The following is a 14,334-nucleotide window of genomic DNA, read 5'->3' as shown; positions in this document are numbered from 1 at the left end:
CTTTGCTTTAATAGACTAAAGTTTGTCTAAGAATAATATAACAAATATTTCCAATAAACGGAATTCAATTGTTGATAATTGTAAATTTTTAAGGAAGTAATGTGAGCTTAAATGTTGTCCCTTTGCCTTTTGTTGAGTTCACTTCAATAGCTGCCTTGTTAATTTCACAGTATCTTTTAACAAGAGCAAGACCCAAGCCATTACCTTCATACTTTCTAGTATACCCTTGTTCTTCCTGAGAAAATGGTTGAAACAACCTCGGTAAATATTCTTTACACGAAGTGGTGCATTCGCAAGCTATTCCAATGCCTGTATCTCTTACTTCCACAATTAAATTGTTATTTTCATCTCTTTTCGCGTTAACTTCAATTTCCCCCTCATTAGTATATTTGATTGCGTTATGGATTAAATTATGAAAAATCTGAAAAACTGAATATTCATCAGCTAACCACCTTGTTTGTTGTATTAACAATTTGATCTCAAACTCAAGGTCTTTTTGTTTAATTAGGTCTTTATTTTTCCTCTGCCTGTTTTAGTGCTGAATTAATTTTTTTAGCTTCAGTTATGTCTTCGTAGATTCCTAATAAATATTCTTCATCTTCAATTATTATACGCGACACATTTACTTTTAAATTAACTTTTCTGCCGTATTTTGTCTTTCCAGTAAATTCGTAGTTAGAATTTAACTGAGTTGAATTTTTTTGTAACTTTCTTCTTGATTCTATAAACTCTATTGATTCATCTTATCAGCCTGTAAGACATAAATGGGATTGATTGTTCTATGAGAGGCTTAAAGAGATTGGGCAATTCAAAAATACTCTTTGATTTCTTTGTCGATATGCTTAGCTCTAAATTAGTATTGTGCATTTTTCTCCATTCATTTATTATTTTGGAAGCTAAAATAGATATTAGTTGATGATATCGTAATTATATTTACTTGTTTGATTTTTGCTTTGTAACTCAAATGTTATTTTAACTTGTCAAAAGAGTTTGAAATAATTTTTATAAACAACTTTACTTCTAAACGAAATTAATGTCAATATTAAGCTTAATCATTTTTGAATAATAATTATTTACAAAAAATCAAAAGGATAGTAAGAATGAAAAACTTAAGATTAGTAATTATCGTATTAATTCCGTTTTTGTTAAATAACTGTGTTACGAAGTTAAAAGAAAAAGGAAGCTCAGAGTACATTGAGGAAATTAAGAAGTGGCATAATAGGAGAATTGAAAATTTAAAAAAAGAAAATGGCTGGCTAAATTTAGTTGGCTTGTATTGGCTAAAGCAAGGTGAAAATAAATTTGGTTCAAGTAGTAAAAATGATATTGTATTTCCAGCCGGGGAAGCGCCTAAATTTATTGGCTCGTTTACTTTAAATGGTTCGAATGTAAGAGTAAAAATAAACAAAAACATTGAAGTTAAATCCGATGGTAAGATAGTTGAGGAAATGGAACTTATAAGTGATGAAAAAGGAGAACCAACAATTCTTTCTTATGGTTCTCTTCGATGGTTTGTTATTAAACGTGGTGAAAAGTTTGGAATTCGTCTAAGAGATCTTGAAGCACCACTAGTTAGAAGTTTTACAGGAATTGAAACATTTCCTATTAATTCAGATTGGAGAATTATTGCCGATTTTAAAAAGTATGATAGACCAAGAAAGATTGAAATTCCTAATATCTTAGGTTCGGCTGAGATTGATTCTACCTCAGGTGAGGTAGTTTTTAAGAAAAACAACAAAACATACAGTTTAATTGCCTTAGATGAAGGTAATTTACTTTTTATAATTTTTGGTGATAAGACAAATGGTGAAGAAACATACGGAGGGGGGAGATTTCTTTACGCAAATAAGCCGGATTCAGCTGGCAAAGTAATTTTGGATTTTAATAAGGCATATAACCCGCCTTGCGTTTTCACTAAGTATGCTACTTGTCCTTTGCCGCCAGAACAAAATCATTTGGATTTAGAAGTTACAGCCGGTGAAAAAATGTTTCATGGAGGTGCTCATTAGTAAACGGCTTTTAAACTTCCACGTTTTACCCAGTCATCTTTGCTCATTATTCTCTTTTCGATGACTTTATATTCGTGAATGTTAAAATATTTTTTTAAACCGACTGCGTACTTTTCAATATCAGGGATATGAATAAATCCATCCTTGAATTCGCCCGTTTTACGGTTCTTAAATCTTATGTGAATGAACAATTCTTCAGGCATAAGCCCGCTCCACTAAATTTGCTTAGGCAAAATTAAGTGACAAAAATTCAAATTGCAATTTCAAAAATGTTTGTAAAATCAAATCGCTTTCTTTAAGTACTTGCTAAATAGTTATAAATTGGCAACAAAATAATTAGTCCCCAAAATTTGTAGTATTTTCAGGAATTAGATTAACCCAAATAAAAATTTGGAGAAAATATATCTTTTAAAAAACAGTACAAAAGGCTGAGAATATAAATGGTTGATATTAAAATTTATCTTGTTTAGGTCCAATAACTTTATCTGCCATATCAATAAATAATCCATGCTCTACAACACCTGGCGTAATATCAAGCAGTTGTGCAAGTCTTTTGGGATTTTTTATTACGCCAAAATTTGCATCAATAATAATATTTTTCTGGTCGGTCAAATAAATATCACCATGTTTATTTTTTCTCAGTTTGGTTTTAGCATTTATTGCTTTCAGAAAGTTATTTACAAAATTTTGCGCAAATGGAATAACTTCAATCGGCACAAAAGATTTTTCACCCAAGTATTTAGAGAATTTTGAATTATCGACAACAATAATTAATTTTTTGCTGGCCATTGCAACGATTTTTTCCCTCAGCAAAGCACCGCCTCCTCCTTTAATTAGATTCATATCTTTATCTACTTCATCTGCTCCGTCAATAGTTAAATCGATGCATAATGGTTTTTTGTGTTTACTTTTATTTAGTTGCTTTTTGTAAGTATGTTTATGGTTAAGATTTCTTTTTTCTGCTTTTTTAAATGCTTCGTTTAAGCTGATAATTGGAATCCCAAGCCGATTAGCTTCTTTTTCTGTTCTGGAAGAAGTAGGAACACCAACTACATTTTTTAATTCGCCATTTTTTATTTTATCTGATATTTTTCTTAATACAAATTTAACTGTACTCCCTGTGCCAAGACCTACTATCATTCCAGATTTAATAAAGTTAACAGCTCTTTCTGCAGATAACCTTTTTTGTTCTTCTATTGAAAGTTCTTTCATTTACCTCCTCTATTAATAATATTAATGAAATAGATTTAAGGATTTACTTTTTATATTAATCAGTTGAATGTTATTCTTAGTCCATCGTTGCAAAGCTGTATTTTATTTTTTTCTTCTTCTGAAAGAAGATTAATTTCATTTAAAATAGATTGCTCTTTTTCATCTTCAATGTGAGTTAAAAATAAATTAGATGACTTATTTGCCTTAAAAGCCTGATAAATCTCACTAAAGCTGATGTGAGTAATTTCCGACACCATTATATCGGGCTTCTCATCTTCAAACAAGTACAAGTCCTTATTCTCACCAATATCGGATGTATAAAAAATCTTTTTATTGTCAACATTTAAAAGCATACTTAAGGAAACGAAATTTTCTTCTCTTATATCGACTTTATATTTATTAACTATGTGATGGTTTTGCTTGGCAATAGCTGAAATATCCGGGCAGATTTTAAAAGGTAAATTTATTTCAATTGGATAGAATTTCAAATCAAACCCAAGTATTTCAGGAAATAGATAAGTGATATTGAGAAAATTTTTAAGATTGTCAGTGAAGTTTTTCTGAATAAAAATACTAAGCTTATTTTTTCTATTATTAAGCTTCATCTGTGTTATCAGAGATGCAAATCCAGAGAAATGATCTGCATGAAAATGAGTAATTAAAATATTATCTATTGAATTGAAGCTAATTTTGTTTAGCAAAAGTGCTTTTGAAATTCCATCTCCTGTATCAATCAACAAATTGCTGGAGTGCGAGTTAATTAGGGTTGAAGAATGATTTCTTTTAAGGCTTGTTTTACCCGAACCAGTGCCAATAAATATTAGTTCCAATTTATTATTGATTTGTTGTTTGAATTATTCTTCCGTTTAGGTTAAACTTTTGTTTAAGAAAGTCGAGCATAGAACTCGCTTTTGCTTCGGAATCAAACTTTCCGACAGTAACTATATTTAAGGTAGTTCCACCTATTTCTTTTGCTGTAATTTCTGTTGAATAGCCTAAATCGGTTAACTGTGTGCTTAATCTTTGAGCATTATCTAAATTTAAAAAAGCTCCAGCTTGTACAGTATAAGTTATTTTAGGAATTTTTTCAGTGTCTGTTTTATTTACTTTTTGAGTTGAGATTTGTTCTGCATTAAAGATTGAAGAGTCATCTTCATCAGGTATCGTTCTATCTGCAGCCTGCAGGTAATGGGAGTTTGGATATTCTTCTTTTAGTTTGGTTAAATATTTCTCTGCTTTTTTATAAAGTCCAAGTGAATAGTAGTAAGAAAAAATTCTATATAATGAAGCATCTGCATATTTGCAATTAGGAAATTTTTCGTAAATGAGCATATATTTTTTTAGTGAACTATTGCCATCTTTAGTTAATACTGCATCCAAAAATAAAACAGACGGGTCATTTGGGTTTGTTGATTTTAGTTCATTTAAAATCTTTTCAGCATTTACAATATTTCCTGTTTCAATTTCTTTTAACGCTGAAGTGATATCGGTTTCCTGAGCAAAAGGACTTTCTATCGTTATTAATGTTAGAATAATAAAAAATTTTTTCATCTCAGCACTGGTAATAATTAATCTTGGTAATAGCTAATCTTGGTAATAATTAATCTTGGTAATAATTAACCATGCCTATAGCTGGTGTATGTTGAACGAGCTCAACAAATTCTCCAAATAAAGTTGCAGAGGTAGCCCTATTTATTTTTACCTTAACATAATCGCCAGGTTTAACATTTTCTACTTTAGGGAAGATAGTTACTTTGTTTGTATCTGTTCTGCCTGAAAGAAATGCATCGGATTTTTTACTTAGTCCCTCTACCAAAATAATTTCGGTAGTGCCAATCATTTTTTGATTAATCTCGTAAGAAATTTTATGCTGGAGGTCTATTATTTCGTTAAGTCTTTTAGTTTTTACCTCGTCAGGTACGTCGTCTTTCATGTTGTATGCTTTGGTACCTTGGCGAGGTGAGTATTTGAACATATATGCGCCGTCATATCGGACTTCTTCCATCACTTCAAGTGTTTTTAAGTGGTCTTCGTAAGTTTCCGTAGGAAAGCCTGAAATAATATCAGTAGAAAAGCTTACTCCAGGTATAATTTTTCGTGCTTTGTCAATCAGATTCAAATAATGTTCGATAGTATAGGTTCTGTTCATTAACTCAAGAATTCTATTTGAACCAGACTGCACAGGTAAGTGGATGTAATTGCAGATATTTGGATATTCAGCAATGGTGTAAAGAAGCTTATCCGACAAATCTTGCGGGTGAGAGGTAGTAAATCTGATTCTAATATTTTGATCAACATTGGCGCATGCGGCAAGCAAATCGGCAAAGTCGTTGTCATTGTCGCGGTAAGAATTTACATTTTGTCCAAGTAGAGTTACTTCCTTAAAACCTCTTAACGATAACTGTTTAATTTCTTGAACAATAGAGACTAATGAGCGGCTTCTTTCTCTTCCTCGTGTAAAAGGTACGACACAAAATGTACAGAATTTATCGCAGCCACGCATTACAGAAATCCATGCTGAAAGTCCATCTTCTCGGTATGGAATTATATCATCATAAGTTTCCGTTCTAGAAAGTTTAACCCCAATTCCTTTTTCACCTGCGAAAGCAGAGTTAATGAGCTCAGGCAGCTTTCTATATTCATCTGGTCCAACAACTAAATCAACAATTTTTTTCTCTTCTATTAACTCTTTCCTTAACCTTTCTGCCATGCAACCTAAAACACCAATAACAGTATCTGGTTTATTACTTTTTATAACCTTCAAATTCCCTAATCTGCCATGAATTCGCTGTTCAGCATTATCTCGTATACTGCATGTATTTAATAAAATAATATTAGCTTCGTTTATATCTTTAGTTATTTGGTAACCTTTACTATCAAGAATTCCCATAACAAGTTCTGTATCGGCAAAGTTCATCTGGCAGCCATAAGTTTCAATATATACATTGTTTTTGTCCATAACACCTTTCGTAGAATTTATGTTCAAAAAATAATAATAATAAGGAATGAATAACAATATAAGAGTGAATAATACATGGTTTGGAACTGATAAGATTACCCAATCACCAAACAAATTTTATTGTTAAAAGAAACAATTTTTTTAGTTTTTTTATAATCATTCTAATATTGGTAATTTAGCGATAATATCGTTTAATTCCATAAAAAAGTATATTTTAATAGAGGTTAATAATTTTGGTGGGCAATTAGAGATAAATGGAACAAAACTTTATATAAAATTTAAAACGGCAGCTGAAGTTATTAATTAACATGTGTCAATTGTAAAGAAAGTCAAATGGAGTACAGCCGGTTAAAAATGACAGTAGCAGAATTTCAAAAGAAATTTGGCATAATAGGCAGGTCACAACAAATAAAAGATTTAGTTGATATTGTAATGCAAGTTGCGCAATCAGATATTTCAGTTCTAATAACAGGAGAAAGTGGAGTAGGAAAAGAAGTTTTTGCAAGAGCAATTCATGGATACAGTAATAGGTCAGATAAACAGTTAGTAAGTGTAAATTGTGGCGCCATTCCAGAAGGCATTTTAGAAAGCGAGTTATTTGGGCATAAAAAAGGAGCCTTCACAGGTGCAATAGATGATAGAAAAGGGTATTTTGAGATTGCCGATGGTGGTACTCTTTTTTTAGATGAAATTGCTGAGATGCCTTTAACTACGCAAGTTAAATTATTGCGTGTATTAGAAACGAAAGAATTTATGAGAATAGGAAGTGAACGAGTTACGAAAGTAGATGTAAGAATAATTGCAGCTACAAATAAAGACTTGCAGCGCGAGGTTGATGCAAAAAGATTTCGCAGTGATCTATATTTTAGATTGAAAGCCGTAACATTAAATATCCCGCCGCTTCGAAGCCGCCCCGAAGATATATTAGAATTAGTTAACTTTTTCGCAAAAAACTATACTGAGAATAATAGAATACCCGAGCCGAAGATTACTGAAGATGCTGTTGATGCCTTGTTGAATTACTCATGGCCAGGTAATATCCGCGAATTAAAAAATGTAATAGAAACAGCTATTGCTTTAAGCAAATCCGGTATTATTAATTCCGAAATGATTATTCCTTTGCTATCTACTACTTCAATTACAGAGGAACTAAGAAATTTACCTGTGCATTTGAACAGGTCGCCTGAAGCTTTAGACAGAGAAATGATTTACAGAGCACTTATTGAAATTAAGAAAGACTTAATGGAATTAAAAAATTATGCTACAAAAAATTCTAGTGAATTTTATAGCCCAAATACTAACATTTCAGAAGTAGTGCCAATGGATGAACTTGAAAAGCAAGCAATATTGAATGCTCTTAATTTCACAAAACATAATAAAAGAAAGGCCGCAAAACTGCTTAAAATTAGTGAGAGAACTCTTTACAGAAAACTTAAAGAATATGGAATTGAATAAGAAAAAATTTTTATCTGGCTTTGAAATTTTAACTTTTAGCCCAAAAATTCATTTGGAAAAACTCTTTGTGGAAGAGAGATACACCTTCTGCTGACAGAGGAAAAATTCAGCAAAGAACACAGCAATGAAAATAAGACTAAAATTAAATGAATTGAAAATAGGCAACTTAAAAATCTGTGTTTTTCTTTTGGTAGTTTTAAATTCACTCCTTAATTTTACGAGCTGCAATTATTCATTTACTGGGGCATCGATACCGGCACATATAAAGACAATTGCAATACCGATTTTTCAGGACCAAAGTGGTTCGGGCGAATCGGAATTAAGTGATATGTTTACAAAACAAACAATTCAACAGTTTATTGATGATAATTCACTTCAGGTAACCGACAGAGTAAACGCTGATGCTATTCTTGAAGGTACAATTTTATCTCTTACCGACGCACCGTCTGTTGTGTCAAGCGGTGAAAATATTACAACTCGCCGAATTACACTTACTGTAAAAGTAACGTACAGAGATATGGTGAAAAAACGTACAGTTTTTGAAAGAAATTTTTCTAATTATGGTGACTATCCTGTTGGTGGTGATATTACAACTGTGCGCAAAGAAGCAATTGCTCAAGCAGTAAATAGAATTTCAGAAGATATATTACTTGCAGTTGTGTCAAATTGGTAATTAAAATTAAATAAAGAGGTAACAAAACATATGCTGTTCGATGAAATAGTATTATTTGCTTATATTTTTTCTTTGCTCATACTTCTTTTTTTTGGCAGTCATGGCTTTGTAATGATTTATTATCACTTTAAGTACAAAAGAAATGAGCCGAAAGGAAACAAAAACTTCAATCCACAAGAATTAGTAACAATACAACTTCCACTTTATAATGAAATGTATGTGGTAGAAAGACTTATAAACGCTGTTTGTGAGATTGATTACCCTAAAGATAAACTGGAAATTCAGGTGTTAGACGATTCAACTGATGAGACGGTAAATATTGTTAAACGAATAGTTGAGAAGAAGAAATCAGAAGGGTTCGATATTCAACATATAAGGAGAGGCTCGCGTGAGGGTTTTAAGGCCGGTGCTTTAAAGGAAGGATTAAAAATAGCTAAGGGTAAATATATAGCAATTTTTGATGCGGATTTTATTCCTAAAAAAGATTTTCTAAAAAATACTCTTCGTTATTTTACTGATGATAAAGTAGGTATGGTTCAAACTCGCTGGGAACACTTAAATGAAGATTATTCAATACTTACAAAAATCCAAGCTCTTGCTTTAGATGGGCATTTTGTAATTGAACAATCTGTAAGAAATAAAGCCGGGTTCTTTATTAATTTTAATGGAACAGGCGGAGTTTGGAAAAAAGAATGTATTGAAGATGCAGGTAACTGGCATGCAGATACTTTAACGGAAGACCTAGATTTGAGTTACCGTGCACAGTTGAAAGGATGGAAATTTATCTACTTGCGAGATTTTACTACTCCTTCTGAACTCCCCTCTGAAATGAATGCGCTGAAAGCACAACAATTTAGATGGACTAAAGGAGCAATAGAAACTGCAAAGAAAATTTTACCCCTCGTCTGGAAAGCTAATATACCTTTTAGAGTTAAACTTCAATCTACATTTCACTTGACAAATAATATTGTTTTCCCATTTATTCTTTTGGCTGGCATATTAAATGTGCCGCTTGTCTTTATTAAAAACGCTGGACCATATTGGAACTTTTTCAACTTCATGGCAATTTTTGTGATTGCATTCATTAGTTCCTTTATGATGTACTACTATGCTCAAAAAGATGTTTATTCTGATTGGAGAAAAAAAATAGCGCTTTTTCCTTTATTTATGGCTGGAAGTATGGGGCTTGCTCTTAACAACACCAGAGCAGTTATTGAAGGACTTCGCGGCAAAAAAAGTGAATTTGTAAGAACACCTAAATTTAGAGTTGTTTCTAAGCAAGATACAATAGGAAAAAACAATAAATATATAGCTAACTTGAAAGTTGATCGTTCAGCTTTTGTTGAGTTAATACTGGCAATCTACTGTTTAATTGGTGTTGTTGCTTCAATTTATTTTATGGAAATAGCAGCATTGCCGTTTCAAGTAATGTTCTTTTTAGGTTTTGCGGGCGTGTCCTTACTTTCGTTTAGGCAAGCAATTATTAACAGAAAAGCTTCAATTTAGGAGGTTAGTTTTTGAATCAACTTTCTGAAGATTTATCAATTGATAAAATTAAATTAATATACGAATTTGACAAAAATTCCCCATTATTTGCCAGAGTAGCTTATTACGAAATTGCTAACGGCAATTATATTTCCGCATTAGAAATATTAGAAAATGGCCTTGAAATATACCCTGACTATCCTACAGCTTATTTTTTACATGGACTTGCTTTTGCTTATGCTGGTAATTTAGAAAATGCTCGTATTTCTATAAATAGAGGTGCTGCACTGTTAAACAATCCGGCTTCGTTGGAATTTTATCATCAGAAAATCGAGGAGATAATTAGAGAAAGAAATTTAATTTCAGATGCTAAAAGACCTGTACTTTCTAATGTATCAGAAAACTTAAACACAACTGATAATGATATTTCAGCTAAAAATGAACTTGAAGATTACTTAGATAAATTGGCAGAGAAAATAAGTAATGCTAAAATTAAATATAATAATGAAGATATCGACGAAAACAAAATTAAAATGCCAGAATATACGGGTGAAAAAATAGTATCAGAAACTTTAGCGGAAATTTATTACAGTCAAGGGAAATATAATGAAGCGCTTCAGACTTATGAAGCTTTATTAAAAATTAGACCCGCTATGAGTGATTACTATCAAAAAAAGATAAATAATATTAAATCCCTCTTGAAACAACAAAATGACAAGAACTAAATCTCCAGTTAATAATTAATTCAAAGTTTTGTGCTGATTCCGATAAACTGTTTTAGTTACCTACAAAATTCAATAATTTTTTACGGAAGTTTAATTGAGATTAATAAAGTTCGCTGTCCAAATCACAAATTTTCTAATTGAATATTTGAGCTTAATTATCATTTAACCCAAAAAAGAAATCAATTTTTTGCTGAAGGGCTTATTAATCCAGTCGGTTCAGCGAACCGACTTACTTCAAGCTTGCTTTTAATGTTTAAGCTAATACTCTTGTTGAGTTATTTTCAACCTAGAAAATCCATTATAAAGTGAGCTCAAGAATAAGGTTTCTCTGACTCTTCAAACGGGTTTGACCTTATCTTTTTCTTCTAAACCTTAGTAACTCTAACTAACCCCAGGAAACCGAACCTTATCACCTTAAAGTGAATTATAATTTTTTAGAATTTCTAGTGACAAATATGGGTTAAATATGAATTGTAAATTCCTTTGGTTCTATCCGTAAGAAGTTCATTACTATCCAACAATCTCAATTGATTATTTCTCAAAACTATTTTTGATGTTATCCATAAGGTAATAAGGTTTAGATAGGTTCAAGGATTTGATTTGTTACTAAGGTTGTAAACTCTAAGAAGTTAAGCTCAAAAATTAGGTTTCTTTGACTCGTCAAACGGGTTTGACCTTATCTTTTTCTTCTAAACCTTAGTAACTCTAACTAATCCAAAAAAACTGAACCTTTGAGAATTCACCACTTTGTGGATTACCTTATATCTCCTCTTTGATTTAAAGATTCTATCAAATCTTTCTTTCGAACTGATTTTAGCCTCATTAAGATTTAATGTAATTGTTAATTGCTGTAGGGGCAAGGTCTTCTTGCCCTCTCATCTTATTAATCTAGTCGGTTCAGCGAACCGACTTACTATTATCTTCATTAGACTATATGTGTTATGGCATGTCTGTTCGATGGAAATCCATCACTTAGTTGAGGGCAAGTTTTCCTGTGAGCCAGGGACTAAATAGAAATGGGATTAAATTATTTTTTAATGTTCAATCTTGATTCTATTTCTTTCAGTTCCTTTATCTTTTGATCAAGAATCTGATTCTGAGATTTCAGTTCTTGCAGTTTGGAGTTAATGTTTTTTTCGTAGTCGAGTTCATCCCAATAACCGCGTTGTTCAAAGTAACCTTTAAATAACCAATTGTGTTTTAATGCTTCCATGTTTTCTGCAAATCGAGAAGTGGCAACCAGCGTATTTTCTGATGTTAATACTAAATTGTTAACTATAGTTTTAAGTGAATCATACATTTTTTTGTCAGATATGAGTGCGCCTATCATTCCTTGTCCGCGATTAATTTTATCAGTTAAATTTTTTACATCTGCAACTGCACTATCTACATTAGATAAAATTCCTTTTACACTGCCACCAATACCAATTATAAAGTTCGATATTTCGCTTAATCGTAGTGTCATGCTATCAAGACTTTTATCTGCCGTGTTAGTAATTTTTACTGTCGCATAATAAAGTTGATCATCGTTTATTAGCTTGCCTATAGTTCCTTCACCTACGTTAACTTTGTTTACAATATCTGCAAAGTCTTTTGTAATGTTCTGTAAATTTGCCATTACTGATTTTGTTTCTTCAACTATTTCAGAAATATTTATTGGTGTTTTTGTCTTTAATGTTCCGCCGTCTTCAATTATTGGTAAATCTACTGAACCTGGAGTAATAGAGACTATTTTTTTACCGACTAAGCCTTCTGTTTCAATCGAAGCTTGACTATCAAGTCGAATGAATTTTATTAAGTCTTGTTTAATTCTCATGTGAACTTCTACCTGTCCAGTTTTAACATCAGCAAGTGAGATACTGCTTACACTTCCAATATCGTAGCCGCTTAGTCTGACTGGTGCACCTGGCTTTAATCCCTCAATTCGATCAAAGTAGGCTTTGATTTCAATTGTTTTAACAAAAAGAGATTCTTTACTTCCTACTAAAAATATTACTATAATTAGAATTATGGTTCCAATAAAGATAAATAAGCCTAAGCGAGCACCTTCTAAACTTTTAAACATTTTGACCTCCTGTCAAAATCTTTAATATATAAAATCGTTTTACGTTTGTATCCGGTGACTGAAAAAATTTTTTAGAAAGGGGTCATCGGAATTTATTAGTTCATTAATTTTACCTTCATAGGCAAGAATAGAATCTTTCAAAAAAATAGCTCTGTCTGCAATTATTTCCGCACAAATTAAGTCGTGAGTAACTACAATTGAAGTCATTTGTAATTTTGTTTGTAGTTCGAGTATTAATTCACTTATCTCTTTTGTTGTTATAGGGTCTAATCCAGTAGTTGGTTCATCATAAAGCATTAATTGAGGGTCTGTGATTATCGCTCTTGCCAATCCCACTCGTTTCCTCATTCCGCCAGAAAGTTCTGAAGGCATTTTGTTGATTGCATCTTGAAGAGAAACGAGTTCTAAAGTGTGCATAATTTTGTCATTAATTTCAGATTGTTCCATTTTAAAGTGTCGTTTTAATGGGAACATTAAATTTTCTTTTACTGACATTGAATCATATAAAGCAGAACTTTGAAATAAAAAGCCAATGTTTTTCCTAAGATTGTTTAATTCTTTTGTATTAAGAGATAGAATGTTCTCGTCGTTAATGTAAATTTCGCCATCATCAGGTTTTAATAATCCAATAATACATTTTAACAAAACACTTTTACCGCTTCCGCTTCTGCCGAATACAATTAGATTTTCAGCTTTATAGACGTCAAATGAAATTTTGGAAAGAACGGTACGTCTATCAAAGCTTTTTGTTAGGTCTTTTATTTTTACTACCCTAACGTCGGCCATAGCCATAAAGTTATTTTAACTAATACCATATCGAAAATTAAAATTAGCAAAGAAGAAATTACTACTGACGTGGTTGACGCTTTTCCAACTCCTTCTGTTCCACCCTCGGCAGTAAAACCTTTGTAAGCACCAACTATACCTACTATATAACCGAAAACAAAAGTTTTTGCAACGCCTGGAATGAAGTCACCAAATTCAATAGATGTAATTACCGCATTTTTATAATATTCGAAAGTCATGCTTTCTGTAATTATAACTGCAATATACCCTCCTAATATGGCAATGACTATTACATATATTGTAAGTAAAGGCAAAATCATTGTAGTTGCAATTACCCTAGTGACGACAAGAAACTTAAATGGATTAACCGCAGAAACCTCCATTGCATCAATTTGTTCAGTAACTCTCATCGAACCAAGTTCAGCTCCTATGCCTGAACTAACTCTTCCAGCAAATATTAAAGCCGTTATAACAGGAGCTAATTCTCTTACAACCGACAATGCTACCATGCCAGGTAAAAAATCTGTCGCACCAAATCTTGCAAGTACAGGATAACTTTGCATAGCTAAGACTAAACCAATTATTAATCCTGTTACAGATACAATCGGTAGTGTTTTAACTCCCAACTCGTCCATGTGCTTTTTAATTTGTTCAACTTCAAATGGCGGTACAACCGCCTGCTTGATAAATTCAATACTGAATAAAGTTAACCCTGAGATTGTAGCTAAAAAGTTGTAGATGTAATCTGTGGCGCTTAGTCTTCGACTATATTTTAAAGTTGGAAGTTTCACTGTTACCCGAAAAAGTAAAATTTGTTTTGTAGTATCAAAATAGCAAAAAGTAGATTAAGTATAAAAATTATTGAATCGTTAGCACCTAATACTTATTGCAATTTCTTTGTTAATTCTTAAACAGTGAAATATGAAAAAGTATATTAACACATAAAAACTTTTGCCGCTGACTAA

The 14,334-nt window shown here is 31.8% G+C and carries 15 protein-coding genes; 5 read left to right on the top strand and 10 right to left on the bottom strand.

Translation table 11 applies throughout. From position 1 onward, the window contains the following. Window positions 1–88 precede the first annotated feature (88 nt). On the bottom strand, window positions 89–472 hold the full coding sequence (locus tag ABRY23_13345; protein ID MFA3784040.1) for an ATP-binding protein: 384 nt from the start codon (window positions 470–472) through the stop codon (window positions 89–91). Between the two features lie 40 nt (window positions 473–512). After that, window positions 513–725, bottom strand: coding sequence for a PAS domain S-box protein (locus tag ABRY23_13340; protein MFA3784039.1), 213 nt, complete (start codon window positions 723–725; stop codon window positions 513–515). A gap of 375 nt (window positions 726–1,100) precedes the next feature. On the opposite strand from ABRY23_13340, the gene ABRY23_13335 reads away from it, so the two are divergent. After that, window positions 1,101–2,009 carry a DUF1684 domain-containing protein gene (locus tag ABRY23_13335; protein MFA3784038.1) on the top strand — a complete coding sequence of 303 codons (909 nt, stop codon included), beginning with the start codon at window positions 1,101–1,103 and terminating at the stop codon, window positions 2,007–2,009. On the opposite strand, the gene ABRY23_13330 is transcribed toward ABRY23_13335, so the two are convergent. From ABRY23_13330 to miaB, 5 genes are all read right to left on the bottom strand, one after another. Beyond that, the gene (locus ABRY23_13330; protein ID MFA3784037.1) at window positions 2,006–2,212 is read right to left on the bottom strand and encodes a hypothetical protein; all 207 of its coding nucleotides are present in this window, start codon (window positions 2,210–2,212) and stop codon (window positions 2,006–2,008) included. The two genes, ABRY23_13335 and ABRY23_13330, sit on opposite strands and share 4 nt — an antisense overlap. A 247-nt stretch (window positions 2,213–2,459) precedes the next feature. Next, a complete protein-coding gene (gene rpiA / locus ABRY23_13325; protein ID MFA3784036.1) occupies window positions 2,460–3,221 on the bottom strand; it encodes a ribose 5-phosphate isomerase A in 762 nt (253 codons plus the stop codon). 59 nt (window positions 3,222–3,280) lie between these two features. Next, window positions 3,281–4,051, bottom strand: coding sequence for an MBL fold metallo-hydrolase (locus tag ABRY23_13320; protein ID MFA3784035.1), 771 nt, complete (start codon window positions 4,049–4,051; stop codon window positions 3,281–3,283). 4 nt (window positions 4,052–4,055) lie between these two features. Beyond that, the gene (locus ABRY23_13315) at window positions 4,056–4,772 is read right to left on the bottom strand and encodes an SPOR domain-containing protein (protein ID MFA3784034.1); all 717 of its coding nucleotides are present in this window, start codon (window positions 4,770–4,772) and stop codon (window positions 4,056–4,058) included. 49 nt (window positions 4,773–4,821) lie between these two features. After that, window positions 4,822–6,180 (bottom strand): tRNA (N6-isopentenyl adenosine(37)-C2)-methylthiotransferase MiaB, encoded by a 1,359-nt coding sequence (miaB, locus tag ABRY23_13310; protein ID MFA3784033.1) that lies wholly within the window; start codon window positions 6,178–6,180, stop codon window positions 4,822–4,824. A 354-nt stretch (window positions 6,181–6,534) separates the two neighbouring features. Here miaB and ABRY23_13305 point away from each other — a divergent pair, with 354 nt between their 5' ends. The 4 genes from ABRY23_13305 (at window position 6,535) to ABRY23_13290 (ending at window position 10,518) form a co-directional block, all read left to right on the top strand. Beyond that, a complete protein-coding gene (locus tag ABRY23_13305; protein MFA3784032.1) occupies window positions 6,535–7,635 on the top strand; it encodes a sigma-54 interaction domain-containing protein in 1,101 nt (366 codons plus the stop codon). Between the two features lie 124 nt (window positions 7,636–7,759). Further along, the gene (locus ABRY23_13300) at window positions 7,760–8,308 is read left to right on the top strand and encodes an LptE family protein (GenBank protein ID MFA3784031.1); all 549 of its coding nucleotides are present in this window, start codon (window positions 7,760–7,762) and stop codon (window positions 8,306–8,308) included. Between the two features lie 30 nt (window positions 8,309–8,338). Beyond that, window positions 8,339–9,814 (top strand): glycosyltransferase, encoded by a 1,476-nt coding sequence (locus ABRY23_13295; GenBank protein ID MFA3784030.1) that lies wholly within the window; start codon window positions 8,339–8,341, stop codon window positions 9,812–9,814. 11 nt (window positions 9,815–9,825) lie between these two features. Beyond that, on the top strand, window positions 9,826–10,518 hold the full coding sequence (locus ABRY23_13290; protein MFA3784029.1) for a tetratricopeptide repeat protein: 693 nt from the start codon (window positions 9,826–9,828) through the stop codon (window positions 10,516–10,518). Between the two features lie 1,027 nt (window positions 10,519–11,545). Here the strand turns inward: ABRY23_13290 and ABRY23_13285 are convergent. Genes ABRY23_13285 through ABRY23_13275 form a run of 3 tightly spaced genes read right to left on the bottom strand, consistent with a single transcriptional unit; the run spans window position 11,546 to window position 14,160 of the window. Beyond that, a complete protein-coding gene (locus ABRY23_13285; protein MFA3784028.1) occupies window positions 11,546–12,583 on the bottom strand; it encodes an MlaD family protein in 1,038 nt (345 codons plus the stop codon). A gap of 39 nt (window positions 12,584–12,622) precedes the next feature. After that, entirely contained in the window at window positions 12,623–13,375 is a 753-nt protein-coding gene (locus ABRY23_13280; GenBank protein ID MFA3784027.1) for an ABC transporter ATP-binding protein, read from the bottom strand. Further along, window positions 13,351–14,160 (bottom strand): MlaE family ABC transporter permease, encoded by an 810-nt coding sequence (locus ABRY23_13275; protein MFA3784026.1) that lies wholly within the window; start codon window positions 14,158–14,160, stop codon window positions 13,351–13,353. The genes ABRY23_13280 and ABRY23_13275 overlap by 25 nt, the downstream gene beginning before the upstream one ends. Window positions 14,161–14,334: the final 174 nt, after the last annotated feature.

The organism is Melioribacteraceae bacterium 4301-Me (assembly GCA_041538185.1).
GTDB lineage: Bacteria > Bacteroidota > Ignavibacteria > Ignavibacteriales > Melioribacteraceae > Pyranulibacter > Pyranulibacter aquaticus.
The sequence above is the reverse complement of the archived record's forward strand: the minus strand, read 5'-3'. Positions and strand labels throughout refer to the sequence as shown.

What these genes read in the sequence shown, in the direction of transcription:
- ABRY23_13335 (MFA3784038.1), top strand. Translation starts at nt 1,101, where the DNA reads ATGAAAAACTTAAGATTAGTAATTATCGTATTAATTCCGTTTTTGTTA.
- ABRY23_13330 (MFA3784037.1), bottom strand. Translation starts at nt 2,212, where the DNA reads ATGCCTGAAGAATTGTTCATTCACATAAGATTTAAGAACCGTAAAACG.
- rpiA (MFA3784036.1), bottom strand. Translation starts at nt 3,221, where the DNA reads ATGAAAGAACTTTCAATAGAAGAACAAAAAAGGTTATCTGCAGAAAGA.
- ABRY23_13315 (MFA3784034.1), bottom strand. Translation starts at nt 4,772, where the DNA reads ATGAAAAAATTTTTTATTATTCTAACATTAATAACGATAGAAAGTCCT.
- miaB (MFA3784033.1), bottom strand. Translation starts at nt 6,180, where the DNA reads ATGGACAAAAACAATGTATATATTGAAACTTATGGCTGCCAGATGAAC.
- ABRY23_13305 (MFA3784032.1), top strand. Translation starts at nt 6,535, where the DNA reads ATGACAGTAGCAGAATTTCAAAAGAAATTTGGCATAATAGGCAGGTCA.
- ABRY23_13300 (MFA3784031.1), top strand. Translation starts at nt 7,760, where the DNA reads ATGAAAATAAGACTAAAATTAAATGAATTGAAAATAGGCAACTTAAAA.
- ABRY23_13295 (MFA3784030.1), top strand. Translation starts at nt 8,339, where the DNA reads ATGCTGTTCGATGAAATAGTATTATTTGCTTATATTTTTTCTTTGCTC.
- ABRY23_13285 (MFA3784028.1), bottom strand. Translation starts at nt 12,583, where the DNA reads ATGTTTAAAAGTTTAGAAGGTGCTCGCTTAGGCTTATTTATCTTTATT.
- ABRY23_13280 (MFA3784027.1), bottom strand. Translation starts at nt 13,375, where the DNA reads ATGGCTATGGCCGACGTTAGGGTAGTAAAAATAAAAGACCTAACAAAA.